General features: G+C 48.8%; 14 protein-coding genes. 4 read left to right on the top strand and 10 right to left on the bottom strand.

What is annotated here, in order from left to right; all coding sequences use genetic code 11:
- Positions 1-322: 322 nt before the first annotated feature.
- A complete protein-coding gene (locus tag DFR28_RS18920) occupies positions 323-2,557 on the top strand; it encodes a primosomal protein N' (RefSeq protein ID WP_113955973.1) in 2,235 nt (744 codons plus the stop codon).
- 44 nt (positions 2,558-2,601) lie between these two features.
- Here DFR28_RS18920 and DFR28_RS18915 read toward each other — a convergent pair whose 3' ends face one another.
- Positions 2,602-3,123 (bottom strand): glycine cleavage system transcriptional repressor, encoded by a 522-nt coding sequence (locus tag DFR28_RS18915; RefSeq protein WP_113955972.1) that lies wholly within the window; start codon positions 3,121-3,123, stop codon positions 2,602-2,604.
- A gap of 25 nt (positions 3,124-3,148) precedes the next feature.
- Positions 3,149-4,711: a protein adenylyltransferase SelO gene (locus DFR28_RS18910; protein WP_113955971.1), complete on the bottom strand. Its 1,563-nt coding sequence runs from the start codon at positions 4,709-4,711 to the stop codon at positions 3,149-3,151.
- A 162-nt stretch (positions 4,712-4,873) separates the two neighbouring features.
- Here DFR28_RS18910 and DFR28_RS18905 point away from each other — a divergent pair, with 162 nt between their 5' ends.
- Positions 4,874-6,568, top strand: a complete 1,695-nt coding sequence (locus DFR28_RS18905) for a DUF3592 domain-containing protein (protein WP_113955970.1) — start codon at positions 4,874-4,876, stop codon at positions 6,566-6,568.
- A gap of 2 nt (positions 6,569-6,570) precedes the next feature.
- Here DFR28_RS18905 and DFR28_RS18900 read toward each other — a convergent pair whose 3' ends face one another.
- Together DFR28_RS18900 and DFR28_RS18895 are read right to left on the bottom strand one after the other, a co-directional pair.
- Positions 6,571-8,187, bottom strand: a complete 1,617-nt coding sequence (locus DFR28_RS18900; RefSeq protein WP_211317062.1) for an AmpG family muropeptide MFS transporter — start codon at positions 8,185-8,187, stop codon at positions 6,571-6,573.
- Between the two features lie 9 nt (positions 8,188-8,196).
- Positions 8,197-9,012, bottom strand: coding sequence for an exodeoxyribonuclease III (locus DFR28_RS18895; RefSeq protein ID WP_113955968.1), 816 nt, complete (start codon positions 9,010-9,012; stop codon positions 8,197-8,199).
- 65 nt (positions 9,013-9,077) lie between these two features.
- On the opposite strand from DFR28_RS18895, the gene pyrE reads away from it, so the two are divergent.
- On the top strand, positions 9,078-9,737 hold the full coding sequence (gene pyrE, locus DFR28_RS18890; protein ID WP_113955967.1) for an orotate phosphoribosyltransferase: 660 nt from the start codon (positions 9,078-9,080) through the stop codon (positions 9,735-9,737).
- 10 nt (positions 9,738-9,747) lie between these two features.
- A complete protein-coding gene (locus DFR28_RS18885) occupies positions 9,748-10,977 on the top strand; it encodes a multifunctional CCA addition/repair protein (protein ID WP_113955966.1) in 1,230 nt (409 codons plus the stop codon).
- 7 nt (positions 10,978-10,984) lie between these two features.
- Here the strand turns inward: DFR28_RS18885 and DFR28_RS18880 are convergent, their stop codons facing one another.
- Genes DFR28_RS18880 through DFR28_RS18855 form a run of 6 tightly spaced genes read right to left on the bottom strand, consistent with a single transcriptional unit; the run spans position 10,985 to position 17,375 of the window.
- On the bottom strand, positions 10,985-12,379 hold the full coding sequence (locus DFR28_RS18880) for a right-handed parallel beta-helix repeat-containing protein (RefSeq protein ID WP_113955965.1): 1,395 nt from the start codon (positions 12,377-12,379) through the stop codon (positions 10,985-10,987).
- A gap of 30 nt (positions 12,380-12,409) precedes the next feature.
- Positions 12,410-13,585: a dipeptidase gene (locus DFR28_RS18875; protein ID WP_113955964.1), complete on the bottom strand. Its 1,176-nt coding sequence runs from the start codon at positions 13,583-13,585 to the stop codon at positions 12,410-12,412.
- Positions 13,586-13,613: 28 nt separating this feature from the next.
- Positions 13,614-15,164, bottom strand: coding sequence for a DNA recombination protein RmuC (locus tag DFR28_RS18870; protein ID WP_113955963.1), 1,551 nt, complete (start codon positions 15,162-15,164; stop codon positions 13,614-13,616).
- Positions 15,165-15,169: 5 nt separating this feature from the next.
- Complete coding sequence (locus tag DFR28_RS18865; RefSeq protein ID WP_113955962.1) at positions 15,170-15,703, bottom strand: DUF2058 domain-containing protein; 534 nt, start codon at positions 15,701-15,703, stop codon at positions 15,170-15,172.
- Positions 15,700-16,578, bottom strand: coding sequence for an Hsp33 family molecular chaperone HslO (hslO, locus tag DFR28_RS18860; protein WP_113955961.1), 879 nt, complete (start codon positions 16,576-16,578; stop codon positions 15,700-15,702). Before hslO ends, DFR28_RS18865 begins: the two co-directional genes overlap by 4 nt.
- Complete coding sequence (locus DFR28_RS18855) at positions 16,575-17,375, bottom strand: undecaprenyl-diphosphate phosphatase (RefSeq protein WP_113955960.1); 801 nt, start codon at positions 17,373-17,375, stop codon at positions 16,575-16,577. The genes hslO and DFR28_RS18855 overlap by 4 nt, the downstream gene beginning before the upstream one ends.
- Positions 17,376-17,452: the final 77 nt, after the last annotated feature.

Here is a 17,452-nt window from a genome sequence, read left to right as displayed (position 1 = left end):
AAAAATTAGGAACTCCCGAGTCGCGGTTTGGTCGCCCTAAAAGTACTTATACACAATATTTTTAAGTCAAGAGATTTGTGTCAAAATTTATTCTGTCATTTCAACGTAATAATTCTAGGTTTCTATGTCATTGATTTATAAGGATAAAATAAATTGCATAATATTTAAGCAGTTTTCTGAAAGCTATTGTTTACGGACTGTTACGGTGCAGAGTCCGCTTTTACTAACAGAGTTATCCACAGGCTCTGTGGGTAAGTTTTTGGCATAATTTAGTTGACACTGAGGGCTGTGTTCAGAACCGAGGTGAGGACCCGCATAAAATATGACTTTGCTACAAAATACCGATAAATCTAGCGCCATTATTTGCGTCGCTGTGCCTGTACCTCTGCGCCAAACCTTCGACTTTTTGGCACCGCAAACGGGTATTCAGCCACAACGCGGAGCTCGGATAAAAGTGCCGTTTGGCTCACGCACGTTGATCGGTATTATTGTGGCGGTTAAACAGGATTCTGAGTACCCAATCGCGCGTTTAAAAACCGCCCTCGAAGTGCTCGATACTGAAGCGGTATTCGATGAGCCGCTGTGGTCTACTTTAGAGTGGCTAGCTCGTTATTATTTAGCCCCCATCGGCGAGGTTTTGGCGCTTGCACAACCGGTGTTACTGCGTCAGGGAGAAGCCTTGTCGCCAACCAGCATAAAAACCTGGTCGCTCACTGATCATGGTCGTAGCTCAGCGATAGAGGAGTTAAATCGCGCGCCACTCCAGCTTGCTATTGTTAAACGTTTTATGCGACACACTAGTTTGAGCCCCAGTGACTTCAAAGATGAGTCGGCAAGTTGGCGTCAAGCAATCAGCGCCCTTGTTTCTAAAGGCTGGGTTGAGGAATACGCGGCGCAACCTCGATTGGTGGTCAGTCGTGTAGAGCCGGCGGCAGAGTTGCAGCTCAACCCGGAGCAAGCCGCGGCAGCGAAATCGTTTGTTACTGCAGTTGCAGCACGAGAGTTTGCTTGTCACTTATTGCACGGTGTTACCGGCAGCGGTAAAACCGAAGTCTACTTTGCAGCCATTCAAGCGGCGTTGGATCAACAGCAACAAACGCTGTTGATGGTGCCTGAAATTGGTTTAACACCGCAGTTGATTGAGCGAGTTGAGCGCCGATTCCAAGTGCCGGTGGTGACGATGCATTCCAATCTAAATGATCGTGAGCGTCATCTTGCTTGGTGGCATGCTCGAACTGGCGAAGCCAAAATCATCATCGGTACGCGATCCGCTATGTTTAGCCCATTCGCTAACCTTGGTTTAATCGTGGTGGATGAAGAGCACGATAATTCGTTCAAGCAGCAAGATGGGGTTAGGTATCACGCGCGGGACATGGCAATCTACCGCGCAAAGACACATGGTATTCCAATTGTGTTGGGTTCGGCTACGCCGTCTTTGGAGAGTTATGCCAATGCGCTATCTGGCCGTTATCAGCTGCATACCTTGGGGCACCGAGCTACTTCCGCTGAGCTGCCTAAGATTCAGCTAGTGGACCTCGCGCATCAGCCGAGCAATGATGGCTTGAGTCCAGCCATGCTTGAGGCTATTAAAATAACCTTGGCAGCCAAAAAGCAGGTGATGTTATTTTTGAATCGTCGCGGTTATGCACCGGTGTTGTTTTGTAGTAGCTGTAAACAGGCATGTAAATGCCATCGCTGCGATTCCTATTTAACCCTACATCGCCGTGCTTACAAAATGCGTTGTCACCACTGCGGCTACGAAGGTCGAATACCAGAGCTTTGCGGTCATTGTGGAGCAAAGGAGCTGGTTGATGTTGGCGATGGAACGCAGCGGGTCGAAGATGCGCTGGCGTTACGCTTTCCGGAAGCCCGCTTGCTACGAATTGATCGCGATAGTACACGGCGTAAAGGTGAGTTAGCTGAGATGCTTGAGCTAGCACGAGCTGGTGAGGTGGATATCATTGTCGGAACTCAGCTCATTACTAAAGGGCATGACTTTCCTGATATTGCTCTGGTTGGCGTGTTGGAAGTGGATCAAAGTCTTTATAGCACTGATTTTCGCGCCACTGAAAACCTATTTCAACAGTTGCTGCAAGTGGCAGGCAGAGCGGGTCGACGTGAGCAAGTTGGACAAGTGCTGATTCAAACAAGGTTCACTGAGCACCCTATTTTTGAGACTATTCGTCAGCACGACTTTAGCGCTTTTGCGGGTCAGCTGTTGGCGGAGAGAGAAGCCGCTGGGTTTCCGCCGTTTGGTTACTTTGCATTGTTGCGTGCCGAATCACCACATCAGGCGCAAGCGTTGCAATTCTTACGAAAAGCCAAACAGGATCTGCAGCCCTGTGCTGGCGTGATGGTGTTTGATGCGATTCCGGCGCCAATGGAACGTAGAGCCGGACGGTATCGGGCGCAGTTGCTGATTACTGCTGAGCAACGTTCTGGGTTAAATGCCACCTTGGCGACTTGGCTAGATTTCTTGGCACACGACACTGAAGCAAAAAAGCGAGCCAATGCCGTGCGGTGGAGTTTAGATATTGATCCGCAAGATTTCTTTTAAACAGCAAGAATCCGAAACCGGTTAGTCGCAGATGTAAGTAATTGTTATTCGTCCAGAATAGAGACCATTAAATCGTCTGACACGTCTTCTAAAATTTCTTCGAGTTGTTGTTCTGTAAAGCCTTCGGGGAGGGCCAGAAACATATGTGCGCGAAATAATGGATAGCCCGCCATCGATGCACTTTCACACTCAGTGTCGATATTGTCGACATTCACATCAGCGTCGGCTAGTGCGTCTGAAATCTCTTTAACGATGCCTGGTCGGTCATTGGCTTCTACCAGAATTTGTATGCTGTCGACTAAGCCTTCATCAGGCTCTACACCGTCACTGTTTTGTACCGTGACGGAAATACCTTCATTTGCAAGGCTCGACAGTGCCGTAAGTAACTGCTCTTTATCTTGCGCGTTAACCTGAATATGGACAATGCCAGTAAATTGACCGCATAGACGCGACAAGCTACTCTCGAGCCAATTACCTTCATTGTTGAGAACCGTGCTCGAGATGGAACGGATTATGCCTGGGCGGTCTTTGGCAAAAACGGTAATGACTAATTTTTCGGTGGTCATGGCTGGGTCTGTTTGAAGGGGTTAACTAACTACTACAGGATAACATTGAACAGCCCACTTTGGTCTTAGCCCAATCGGGGCGTTGCGCGGCAAAGGCAGAGCGTTCAGCTTGTTGATCATACGGCTTACGAAGCACATCAAGCAATTCATTTATCCGACTGGGGTCGCCAGCTTCGGCTAAATCAATGGCTTGTTGCGCCAGATAGTTACGAAACACAAATTTAGGGTTAACCGCATTCATCGCGGTTGCCCGATCAGTATGGCTTCGCTCATCTTGCGCTAAACGCACTTGGTATTTAGCTAGCCACGTCGTTAGCGTTTCACGGTATTCGTCACTGAGTTCGTTTGTATAGAATGCCGGGCGGAATGATTCAACATTGAGTTGTTCTTGCGCGAGGCATCGGTAGAACAAGGTCATGTCAGTTTCGACCATCGTCAAGACTTGCTCTAGTTCATCAAATAATATCTCGTCGCCGCTTTTAAATTCGAGTAAACCGAGTTTGGCGGCCATCATTGCCAGCCATTGGGTTTGGTAGGATTGTTGGAACGACTCGAGTGAGGCCTCGAGTGGCGCCGTGTCATTTACTAAGGGGAACAGCGCGTTGGCCAACTGATAACAATTCCATAAGGCCACATTCGCTTGCTGTCCAAAGCGGTAGCGACGATGTTGGGCGTCGGTAGTATTGGGAGTCCATTCAGGGTCATAGTCTTCCAACCAACCATAGGGGCCGTAGTCGATAGTGAGTCCTAGAATTGACATGTTGTCGGTATTCATCACGCCGTGTACAAATCCCACACGCATCCACTCAACGATCATATGAGCTGTTAGTTGGCAGACCTCATCAAAGAATGCGGCGACGATTTGGCCTGAGCCGACTGCATATTGCGATTCAAGATGGTTAAAATGGTGATGAATTACGAAGTCGGTTAGCTGGCGTAGTTCAGCATGTTCGTTGCGAGCTGCTAATAACTGGAAATTACCGAAGCGCACAAAGCTTGGGCTGACACGACACACAATTGCGCCGGGCTCATACGCTGCGTTGCCGTCGTATAACATGTCGCGCATGACTTGCTCGCCGGTTGTGACTAAGCTCAGCGCGCGTGTGGTCGGTACGCCTAAGTGATGCATTGCCTCGCTACATAGGTACTCACGAATTGATGATCGCAGTACCGCTAAGCCGTCGGCGGTGCGCGAATAAGGGGTTGCGCCAGCGCCTTTGAGTTGTAGTGTCCAACGTTGACCTTGCTTGCCGAGTACTTCGCCCAAATTGATAGCTCGACCGTCTCCTAGCTGCCCTGCCCAATTACCAAACTGGTGGCCGCCGTAACACATCGCATAAGGCTGCATTCCTGATAACAAGCGATTGCCTGCGACCATTTGCAAGAAATCGTCACGGTTGCAATCAGCTTCGCTGAGCCCTAATAGATCGGCGACTTCACTCGCGTGCGACAGCAATGTTGGTGCGGCAACTGGTGTTGGCTTCACCAATGAATAGCACGCCTTATGCACTTGCCGACGTTGATTGTCGTCGCGTGGGTCGGCGGGTAATTCGGTAACGAAACGATTGTCAAAAGTCAGGTTTAACACAGCATGGCCGCAAGGTTAGGGTCGGTGATATTATGCTACTAGAATAGCAAAGTTGAGGGTGCAGCGCTTAGTCCGGAGATTGTTTGGTTTAGCTAAACATGCAGGATACTCATTGGCCCTTAAATAAGTATCATCCAACAAGCGCGACGGAGTTAATTAGATATGAAGGGAAACTGGTTGGGAGTATTGTTTTTCGGCATTTTCGCAGCAGCTGGAATCGGCATCTTCTTAATTCAGGGTGTGTCGATGATTTCGCAGTCAATGGCGGCGAAATCTTGGGTTGAAACACCGGCGGTGTTGTCTTCGCATTCGCTTGCGCAGCAACGGGGTGAGGACAGTACCACTTATCAAGCGCGGGCAGAGTATTCCTACCTGTTTAATGGTCAAACCTATCATTCGGACCGAGTTCATTGGAGCACTGGCTACGATAATATTGGGTCTTATCAACAGGATATGGCGGAACGACTGGCGCAAATTAGTAATCAGGGCGGTAGTTTTACTGTCTGGGTAAACCCCGATCAGCCTTCTGAAGCAGTAATTGACCGTGCTTTGCGATGGTCTATGTTGATGTTTGCGAGTGCGTTTCTGGTGATGTTTGGTGGGGTCGGCGTTGGTGGCTTAGTGTATACACTTATGAACTGGCGTAGCCGGGAGCCGATTCAGGGTGCATCTATTGAGCAGCCTTGGCAGCAGTATAAAGAGTGGAATCAGCCGAGCCGAATCTCTAATAGCAAGCTGGGTGCCCGAGCGATGTTGGCTTTTGCTGTGATGTGGAACGCCATATCCTCGTTCGCATTGGTCATGTCGATTAAGGCAATCAGTGACGGTGACTATTTAGCGCTGATTTTCCTAGCTTTCCCGGCGGTCGGCGTGTTGTTGGTATATTTGTGGTACCGCATGCACCGCAGTTATCAGCGAACTGGACCTATGCCACTCACTATGGACCCCTTTCCTGGGTCCATAGGAGGTCAAACGGGTGGCCATATCGTGCTAAGTAATTCATCAATGGGGCGTCCACAGCAATCGGCGGTGATTCTACAATGTGTACGTAGATATCGTAGCGGTAAGCACACGCAGCAAACTATGATCTGGCAACGGAGAATGATTCCGGCGTGGCAGAGTACGGGCTCTGGACTGCAAGCCAGTTTTTGTTTCGACTTAGACGATGAGGCGGATCTACCGATTTCAGAAGCGCCGGGCAAAATTCCAGGTATCGCATGGCGGCTACAATTTGAGGCAACGCTGGCAGACGGTCAGGAGATAAGTCGCGAATACGTTGATTTACCGGTGTTTCGCACTGGTGAGAAGTCTTCGATTCGCGATCCAGAAGCACACCAAGCAACTTCAACAGCGTCATTGGTGGCGCTCGATCAGCGGATTAAGACCGTGCTCGATTTAGTTCCTGTTAATGGTGGGCACCAGCTGAGCTATCCAGCTTATACGCATTGGGCCGGTCTAGTTATGGGGGCTATCGGATTGGTATTTGTGGTGATTGGCTTGCTGATACCTGAATTGGTATTTAATATCGTGTTCCCGCTAATAGGTGGCATTGTCGGGTTGGCGGGTTTGGCTTGGTTTGGTAGCGGTTTAATAGTTCGAATTGGGCCAGAAGGAATCACCTCAAATCGGACGCTGTTTGGAATCTCATTGAAGCCAAAATTTGTGCCGTCCTACTCGTTTGAGGAGTTGGTTGAGAGGAAAAGTCATAGCTCGACTAGCGGTAACAAGACCACACAATATTATACCCTTGTGGCGCATGGTCGCCAGGGCGAGCGCGCTGACGTTGCACGAGATTTAAAGAGTATTGAAGAGGTTGAGGCAGCTAGAAAACGGCTGCTGGAATTTATGAAATTTTAAGCTTAGCGAGTGCGTGCCGCTTGTTCAAACTCGAGTCGACTCGACAGAAAATAGATTAACCCGATTATCGGAATGCCCAATGCGCTCGCAAAGATGAAAAAGTTTGAGTAACCGTAAGCCTCAACAATGGTGCCGGAGTAACCACCAAACAGCTTCGGAAATAAGGTCATTACCGAGCTGAAAATAGCGTATTGAGTTGCGGTAAATGACACATTGGTCAAGCTAGATAACCATGCAATAAAAGCAATGAGAGCGATACCTTGGGTTAAGTTATCCATAATAATTACCAGCGTGAGTTCTTTCGGCAAAGACAAAAATGTCCAACCAGTAAACTCGACTCCAGCTGAGAAACTAAACGATGGAAGTGGAATGTCGAAATAAGTGAATTGATTACCGATGGCCGTCAGCCAGACAAACAATAAGTTAGTTACAACCACCAAGATGGCGCCCAGCATTAATGCGCGCATAACGCCGACTCTGAGAGCTAGCACGCCACCAAGAAAACTTCCGACGATTGTCATCAGTACGCCAAATACTTTAGTCACATTGGCGATATCAATTTTTGAATAACCCATATCTTGATAAAAGACATTGGCGATAATACCCAGTACGATATCTGAGATGCGATAAAACCCCACCAGCAACAATACCCAGATAGCCAGTTTTCCGTAGCGCTTGAAGAAGTCTTTGATGGGCTCGACATAACCCTGCTCAACCATTTGGCGGTTTACTAACTGCAATTTAGTGCAGAGCATGGCTGACATGATTGCGCTGGCTAATGCCAGGCAAAAAATTCCGGCGTTAAAAAGAAACGTAAAGATTGTTTGTGTGCCGCCGGAGAAAACATCCGGAGCGCTTGGGGTCACTAGAAAGATAGCAATCAAAATCGCTAACGACAAAATAAAGACCGCTAAAAAGCGAGCATAATCGCGCGTTGCGTAAGGGTAATCATTGCTTTCAGCGCGAGTCGGCTCTTTGATGCACAGTGTGGTGGCCACACCGACCAGCATAAATAGCGCCATGCAAAAATAGGTATTGCGCCACGCTATGTAGGAGTAGTTGGTGCTGGTGCTGCCGAAATATTCAGCAAGATACAAGGCCCCAGCCCCGGCTACTATCATCGCAATGCGGTAGCCAGCTAGGTAGGTTGAGCCTAAAATCGCTTGCATGCGAGCGTTGGCAGACTCAATGCGAAACGCATCAATCACTACGTCTTGTGTGGCTGACGAGAACCCAAGTAGCACGGCGGCGAGCGCCATGGCGACCAACCCTTGTTGCGGATCGGTCACGGCCATTAGACAAATAGCGGAAATTACTGCGCATTGTGCAACTAATAACCAACCGCGTCGGCGACCCATAAGCTTGCTCAATACTGGAACCGGTAATTTATCGATTAATGGGGCCCAGATGAACTTGAAGGAGTAGCCGAGTGCAGCCCAACTAAAAAACGTAACCGATGACTTAGAAACGCCAGCTTCGCGCAGCCATAATGACAGACTCGAGAAGATTAGCAATATCGGAATGCCGGCTGAAAACCCGAGCATTAGCATGATCCAAACGGGTTTCTCGCGCCACCAACGTATTGACTCCGACGCGCTTGTATCGATTGTTGTACTCACAGCTAACCGTTACAAATCATACTCAATGACAAGTGGCGCGTGATCGGAAAAACGTTCTTCTTTATAAATAAGATCTGAACCGGGGATCACTTTGTCCTTTAAGCTGTCGGTAATGACATGATAATCAATGCGCCAACCAGTATTGTTAGCCCAGGCCTGCCCACGGTTAGACCACCAAGTATATTGATGCTCTTGTTGATTGATTAAGCGGAATGCGTCATGGAATCCCGCGTTGCCACGCACCTCGTCGCTAGTTTCACTCGACGACTCACCGAACAGCCAGTCCATCCATTGACGTTCTTCAGGTAGGAATCCGGAATTTTTCTGATTGCCGCGCCAATTTTTAATATCGGCTTTCTTGTGCGCGATATTCCAGTCACCACAGAGAATCCAATGTCGACCAGAATCAGCGATCTCCGCGAGTTTGGCTTCAAAACGCTGCATCAAATCAATCTTGAACTCTTGCCGTTCGTCTTTACTGGAGCCGGATGGCATATACAGCGACACCACGCTTAAATCGCCGAAATCTGCTTGTAGGTATCGGCCCTCGGAGTCAGCATCGGCAAAGCCATCACCGAAACCATGCTGCACAGCATCGGGCTGTTGCTTACAATAGATGCCTACCCCGCTGTAGCCCTTCTTTTCGGCTGAATGAAAAAACGTGTGGTAGCCCTCTGGATGGTATGGCTCACCTTCGATTTGGTCGGGTTGTGCTTTGAGTTCTTGCAAGCATATAACGTCGGCATCAACTTGATTGAGCCATTCGAACATGCCTTTGCGCGCTGCTGCGCGGATACCGTTTACGTTTATGGAGATTACTTTCATTTTTTAGTATGGCGAATTCTGTTTCTCTAGGTATCATACTTGAATTGCCATACAGATTAATTACTATGCTTCCATACCAAGAACAATTTATCGAATTCGCACTCAAAACCGGTGTACTCCGGTTTGGTGAGTTCACTCTTAAGTCTGGCCGCCTCAGCCCTTACTTTTTTAATACTGGGCTGTTCAATAGTGGCGCTACGATGTTGCAGTTCAGTCGCTATTTCGCGACCAGTATTGAACATTCTGACATCGAGTTCGACGTTTTATTCGGTCCCGCCTACAAGGGTATTACGCTGTCATGTGCGGTTGCTATGGCGTTGTCAGAAGCATCTGGCAAAGAGATTCCATTTGCGTTTAATCGTAAGGAAAAGAAAAATCATGGCGAAGGCGGTAGCATGGTCGGGGCAGAACTCACCGGTAATGTTGCAATTATAGATGACGTTATTACGGCTGGTACGGCGATTCGTGAATCATACGCTATGATCACCGCCGCTGGCGCCACGCCTTCAGCGGTATTTCTGGCACTTGATCGGCAAGAAAAAGGCCAAAAAGATGGCGTGCCAACTGATACCTCTGCGATTCAGCAGGTTGAAGCAGAGTATGGTATGCCGGTTGTTGCAATTGCGACCTTGGCAGACTTAATTGAGTACTTGAAGAAACAGCCAGACCAACAAGAGAATCTCGATCGTATGCAAGCTTACCGCGATCAATACGGAATTCACTAATGGGCCTTGCATGGATGTATATTTAGTTGGAGGCGCCATTCGTGATCGTTTACTCGGGCGGCAGGTATTAGATCGAGATTGGGTTGTTGTTGGTGCGACACCTGAAATAATGGTCGAGAAAGGGTATCAGCCGGTCGGCAAGGACTTTCCGGTATTTATTGATAAACGCTCAGGTGAAGAGTATGCGTTGGCTCGTACTGAGCGCAAAACGGCTAAAGGGTATCAAGGTTTCCAGTTCAATGCGTCGGCTGAAATAACACTCGAGCAGGATTTAGCGCGTCGTGACTTAACGGTTAACGCCATGGCTGAAGATGTCGATGGCAATATAATTGACCCTTATCACGGTCGGCGAGACCTAGAGGCTGGCGTGCTACGTCATGTGTCTGACGCGTTTGTCGAAGACCCGGTGCGTATCTTACGAACCGCTCGTTTTGCCGCGCGGTTTAAGTTTACCGTAGCGCCTGAGACCATGTCGTTAATGCGCGAGATGGTGCAAAACGGCGAAGTTGACGCGTTGGTGCCTGAGCGGGTTTGGGCTGAAATGCGTAAAGCCTTAGACACTGATGCACCGCAGCTATTTTTCTCAGTGCTCCGAGAGTGTGGCGCATTGGCTCGCATATTACCGGAGATCGAAGCCCTATTCGGGATACCTCAAACGGCCAAATATCATCCAGAAGTAGACTCCGGTATACATACGCTAATGGTCGTTGAACAAGCTGCAAGGCTGACACCTGATCCTTTGGTGCGGTTTGCGGCATTGGTACATGACCTCGGCAAGGCGCGAACTCCGTCTGATGAGCTGCCGTCGCATCGTGGCCACGAGCAGCGTGGACTTCCACTGATTCGGGACTTGTGCACACGACTAAGAGTGCCTAAAAAGTACCAAGCATTAGCGTTGGCGGTGTCCGAGTACCATTTACATATGCACAAAATGTTTGAGCTGCGTGCGAAAACGGTGCTTGAAATGCTAGAGAAAACACGCAGTTTGATGGATGACGAGCGCGCTAACCGAGTGGCTTTGTGTTGTCTTGCCGATGCCCGTGGGCGTACCGGGTTTGAAGACCGAGAGTACCCACAAGCTGAGTTGTTTTTAAAATTTCAACAAGCCGCCAAACAGGTCGACGCCGGATCAATTGCGCAAGGCTTAAGTGATGGTGGTTTGATTCAGCAGCGTATTCATCAAGCTCGCATCAGCGCCATAAAAGTCGTGCAAAAGGCTATTGTGAGGGAGGCCGATTAACGGATTCTTAGCGCAGGCAGGCGGTGGTCCACGGTACGTTGCTAAGCGGTAAATTGACGGCCACACCGTTGTGCGTGTTGCCGGCTGCTTGGCCAGTTGTGTCGCGAATTCGATAAGACCAGCAGTAGCTTGGGCTGCCAGGTTCGGTGTGAGTGGTCGTGACATTATCGATCACTGTGGCATTGTCAAACTCGTTCAAGGCTAAAAAGTAGCCAAGCCATTTATTACGGCGAATGTCGGCGTCGGCGCTTTTATACATATACATACCGCAGCCATTGCACACATTGTCGTGCACGTAGGTGATTTCATTATGCGCTTTAGGGCCGCCACTTGAGTATTGAATGTAGCCTAGTAAGCCATTGACCGAACGGCTTAACATGGTGATTTTATTATGTGCGATTACGTGGCTTGAACGGTGCCAGGTGACGAGCGGTCCGTCGATATAGCTGCTGCCATCGCCCTGTTCTAATACGTTATCCACAATGAAGGTGTTGCGTCCGGTGCTGCTAACTATGTCGCCGCCACGGTTGTGGTGAAAATAATTCTTGCGAATCAGAATGTCTTTATCTGAACGTCCTGCGCCTTCAATGTCGATGCCAAACTGCGGCGAAGTGCCTTTAATGTGATGAATTTCGTTTGCTTCAATCGCCACGCGTAAGGTGCCAACTAGCGATACTCCTTGGCGACGGTTATTGTAAATATTGTTGTTGCGAATCGTCACGTCCTCAATATCGTTGACCAACAACAGGCCATCACCGGTGAGATTTCGGATCGTCATATCTTCAACCAATATTCGTGTTGATCCGCTTTGAATGCAAATTCCGTGGCCTTCATCGTGTGCGGTTTTGCCGTCGTTGCTGCGTGGTGTATAGGTATGCTCATTGCGGTCGCCGATCAAGGTGCCGCCGCGGATCGTTACATTGGTGTCGCCAGTGAGTGCGAGAATGCAATAATTCCATTTGTCATTGGGAGCCATCTTCAGTACGGTATTTGGGCTCAACTCTAAGCTCATGTTGCTATGCAACTCGAGTCCGCGCTGGTAAATTGAATTACCGTACTTTCCGATCAAAAATGTCCCGTTGGGAATAATCACCTTGTTATAGCCGTTTGAATCAGCCCAGTCTAATGCGGCCTGCAAGCCGTTAGTGGTGGCTAAAGCATTTGTTCCATTGCTTGGAACCCCCCAATTGCTTAGGTCGATCAGGTATTCATTCGGTGACTCTAGAACCGGCTTTTTTACGTTGAAGTCGATCGGAATCGGCAGACGTTTGACTCCCGCTAAAATGCCCGGCAAGAAGTTAAGTAGATCTTCGTCATCAACACTTTGTGCAGTGGCGTTGAGCGAGGTAAGTAGCAAGCTACTGGCGCAGAGAATAGTTGATATTATTCGATTGGCTGTCATGGGTTGTTAGCTCGTTGCGTGCCGCTAGGACTAATTTTCAGGCAAATATGTTTGTAGGAATCGAAGCATGTTTCCGCCCATGATTTTACTAATCTGGCTTTCGCTAAACCCAGCTTCAAGCATGGCGTGGGTTAAGGCTGGTAATTCACTGGTGTCTAGACTCGTGGTGACAGTGCCGTCGAAGTCGGAGCCTAGAGAAAGATGGTCTTCGCCGACCAGCGACAGACCATATTGCAGTGCTGAGACGATTTCAGTCGGCGTTTCACCACAGGCCGCGGCATCCCAATAACCAACGGCTATCAAGCCGCCTTGTTGCGCGATAGACTGCATTAACGAGTCTGATATGTTGCGCGGTGTGTCGCAGTGCCCCTTAAAGCCAGTATGGCTTACCACCAATGGGCGAGATGCAAGTTTTAGCACGTCGCTTACCACCGCTTCTGAAGAGTGTGATACATCCAGCACGATGTTTAGGCTTTCGATTTTCCTCACTACCTGTTGACCAAAATCTGTGAGCCCAGCATTGCTGGTTCCGTGTAACGAGCCGCCTAATTTGTTGTCGAAAAAATGTTGTAAGCTCATCATTCGGAAACCCGCATCATAGAGACGTTGGACATTGCTGAGTTCACCATCTAGAGCGTGTGAGCCTTCTGTGCCGAGTAAGCCGGCAACTAGGCTCGGGTTCGATTGTCGACGCTGGCTAAACTCAGTAAGCTCGGCTTGCGAGCGCACTACCACCAGGTCGTCTGGGTTGGCTGCCGCCGCTGCGTGGAGTTTACTTGCTTGGTACAGTGCGCGTTCAGTCAAGCTGTTCCAAGTTTTGCTAGGCCACCGTTGTAACATCGCGAGGCTGGTAATACTGTCGTTTGCCTCAGCGCTGTTTTCTTCATAGTTAAGGCCGCTCGGTGATTTGGTTACGGTGGTAAACATTTGCAGGCTAACATTGCCAGCTTGGAGTCTAGGCAAGTCAACGTGGCCGAAGTCATGGCGCTCCTCAAGCGAACGATTCCACAATAGGCTATCGGCATGCCAGTCGCCAACAACCAAGGATTGGTGTAGCTGTTTAGCACGATCTGATACGGGGTACGATGTGTGGGCATTGACTACATTCATGCTTTTGTCGATCAGCGTCGGTCCAACAACCAAGCCAACGCCGGCTACTAGCAGCAAAATAACAACGACCGTGATTAGAATTTTTTTTATAGTCATGCCCTTCCCCTAGGTTGTTCAGTATCTATTATTCGTCTGTATCGCCTTCTACACGGCCAATCGGCTGCGCATTAAGTTTGCTGGTGTCAAATTCGATGTGTGAGTGTTCAAGCTCGGGCATGGTTTTATTGGCCTTTGCAGACAGTTCATTAAATCGTTGAACCTTGCCTTGGAGCCCTTGCGTGCCAGCTAATGATGTCACGGTGTCATTGAAATGATTGCTCGCTGTGTTCAACGTCTTACCGAGCTTTTGTAAGCGTTCTGACACAAGCACCACTGAGTTATAGATATCACCTGCACGCTCGCCGAGTAGGCGTGCTTCTTTATTGCTGCGGTCTAACATCCAAAGATTGGCGACGGTACGTAGTATTGGAATCAACGTGGTATGCGATACCAGCACAACATTCTTACTGTAACCATAGCCAAACAATTCAGGGTCTTGTTTTAATGCTTCGATGTAAGCGGGTTCGACGGGCATAAACATCAAGATAAAGTCTGGGCTATGCACACCATATAGGTTGGTGTAGTCCTTAGACGCTAGATCGTTAATATGTTGACGCACTGAGGATAAGTGCCCTTTCATAGCGTCGGCTTGTTGCTCAGGATCCGCCGATGAGGCCCGTTCATAGGCATTGAGTGACACTTTGCTATCAATTACGATGCATTTGTCGCCAGGTAATTTAATCAGATAGTCGGTTTGTTTGCGTCGACCAGAATCGTCCACGAACGATGTTTGTTTTTCAAAATGGTCATGCTCAACCAAGCCACTCATTTCCAGTGTGCGTTCGAGCTGGGCTTCGCCCCATGCGCCACGTTGTTGCGAGCTACCTTTTAACGCAGTAGTGAGGCTGTTTGCTTCGTCGCGCATCTTAATGCCCATTTTCATGACATTCTCGATTTCGGTTTTAAGGCTGGTATTGCCTTTGACCGCTTCGTCATGAACTTGATTGATACGTTTCTGAAACCCTTCAATTTGGTCTTGCAAGGGCCGTAACAAGGCACTCACTCCGACCTTGTTCTGTTCAGTCAGCATGCTTTGTCGCTCTTTGATGATTTCCTCGGAAACCACCTTGAACTCAGTTTTCAGCTGGGATTTCTGAATTTCAAACTGCGCTTTGAGTTCGCTTAGTTTATCTTGCTCTGACTGCAGCCGAGCATTTTGCTCCCGCATATCGGCTTCGAGTCGACTCACTTTGCGTTGATAGTTCTCAACCATCTCACGCAGGCCCAGGCGCTCATTCTCATTGTTTGCAAGTTGCTCCGCTTTTTCATCGCGGCTGCTCTTCAATTGCGCGGTCTCGCTGGTTAAACGCGTTAGCTGAAGGCTGCTTTCCTCGGCCTTGTTGAGTAATTGGCTGTTATCGGAGCTGAGGCTGTCTATCTTCTGACTTTGCGTTGCTTGAATGATTGCCAGTTGCTGCCGTTCTTGGTCAAGCTTGGTGATGCGCTTACTGGTGCGAATAATGTTGACTAACAATGCGAATAGCAAAATTGCGCTGCTCGCTACTAGCCAATACAAGGCAATCGGTTGAGCCAACCACGCTAAGATTTGGGTCAGAAGGTCGTCAGTTTGATTCATTCAGGCTACCAAATAAGGTCGTCGGGAATTTCATAATCCGCATACGGATCATTGGCACTCGGCGTATCACTACTAGAACTAATGTTGATAATACGTTGTGGTTCGCGCTTTGCGACCTGCTCAGCGACTTTCTTAGGCACAATTTCAAACAATTCATTGTCCATTGAAATAATGGTAACTTGCTGTTTGCTAAGTAATTTATGTTGCTCATCGGTAACGTAGATAGTTTTGATTTTCTTCTTAAATGGAAAATTAAACGCTGTTTCACCTTTTTTGCGATCAAGTTTACCGCCATCTACTAACTGTTTAATTTGTGCATAGCGCGCTTTGCGTTCGGCCTCGGCTTTGCGTTTTTCATTGAGAGCCTTGTCCTTCTTTGCCTTGTCTAGCATGGCGCGTTGCGCGCGCAATGTGGCCTCACTGGCTTTGTTGCGAGCCTTTTTAGGTACGCTTGGAGCCTTTTTTTTGGCGGTTTTTTGAACGTCTTTCTTTTTGACTAAACCAGCTTTAAGAAGTTGGTCTTTTAGGGAGGTGCTCATGACGTAAATAAGTTAGTTAGTTGGTTGAATTCAAATTCGTAACGCTGAAAGCAAAAGTGGCAGTCGATGACGAGTGTGGATTCCCCGGCGGCCTGTTTTTCTGCAATTAGGGCTTTGACATCGTCTTGTCCAAGCGCTTTCACCGCATCGAGGGATTTTTCGGAGGAACAGACACAGCCAAATTCAACACGATGTGCATCAAATAGGCGACAGTCTTCCTCATGGAACAGTCTTAGCAATATTTCAGTGGCCGGCAATGTGAGTGCTTCTTCGGGCGTTAGCGTGTTGAGCAATACTCGTAATCGGTCAAAGTTATCTAAGCTGGTTGCGGCATCTTTCTCTTTGTGGGCCGGTAATGCGTGTAGAGCGATGCCGGTGGCGACGTGTTGGTCGGCATGGAATCTGAACAGGCTCGGTAATTGTTCTGAGCGTGCAAAGTAATCTTCTAAACATGCCGCGAGAGTTGGTTGTTCGATCGCCACTATACTTTGATAGCGCTCCCCCTCATCTGGTGTAATGGTGATTGCTAGAGTTGATCCCGCACCTAGGTTGTTGAGGTGAATGGGGTCGTCTGGCGCCAATAAGTCATTGCTGTATTCGGCTATAGCTCGCACGCGACGGTCGGACATACAGTCGGCCATCAACAACGAAATAGCGCCCGGCGTTCTAAGCTGAATGGTAAGGCTCCCTTCGACTTTGATTGAATCACGCAGCAGGGTAGCGGCTAATGCAAACTCGTTTAGTACACTGGCCAATTGCGGCGGGTAGTGATGGGTATTTTGAATGGCAGCGCAGGTTTCGTCTAAGCGTACAATACAGCCTCGAACATCGAGGTTATCAAATACGAATCGCTGTCGAAAATCGGAATCGCTCATAACATAAAGCCTACTATAACCAAGCTTAAAAATATTCGGTAAAGGACAAACGGTAACATGCCAACGCGCTCGACAAAGCGCATAAACAACTGCATACACAGAAATGCCACGATTGCTGAAACAAGCACGCCGACGGCTAACATTGTCCAGTTGGTAGTGGCTTGGCTTTGCGCTAGCTCGGCCGATTTTAGCAGTCCGGGCAATGCAATCGCTGGCACCGCCATTAAAAATGAAAAGCGTGCAGCGGCGGTTCGGGTGTAGCCGAGCGCAAGCAGTGCGGTCATGGTGATACCTGACCGAGATGTTCCTGGAATCAGCGCGAGCGCTTGAGCACTGCCGACGATGAGCGTGTCTTTCCAGCCGAGTTTGGTCATCGGTTTATGATTTTTGTCGCCGCCGCGGTCAGCCCAGCCGAGTAGTAGACCAAACAGCAGTGTGCTAGCGGCAATCACCATTGCTGAGCGCAAATTAATTTCAATCCAATCACCGGCCAATAACCCAACAATGCCGACCGGAATAGTCGCTAATATGACTAGCCATCCGAGTTGTCCGTCGTTGCTCCATTGTCGATTTACCCAGCCAGCAAACCATGCAGGCACGATTCGAGTAATCTCTGGCAATAAGAACGCGACTACCGCGATTAAGGTTCCGACATGGACGGCCACGTCGAAAGCGAGGCCTTGATCCTGCCAGCCGAGTAGCTCTGGCACCAGAATTAGGTGGGCAGAACTCGAGATAGGCAGGAATTCGGTAAGGCCTTGGATAATGGCCAAGACCACAGCTTGATACAAATCCATGGGTTAGTCGCGGAAGTTAAAGGTGTATTGACAAGAATGCGATATAGTAAGTTTTTGTTGTGTTATTTGCATCTTTA

Origin of the sequence: Arenicella xantha, assembly GCF_003315245.1 — a bacterium.
GTDB classification, from domain to species: Bacteria; Pseudomonadota; Gammaproteobacteria; order Arenicellales; family Arenicellaceae; genus Arenicella; species Arenicella xantha.
Note: the sequence above shows the minus strand (reverse complement) of the source record. Positions and strands in the feature narration are given on the sequence as shown.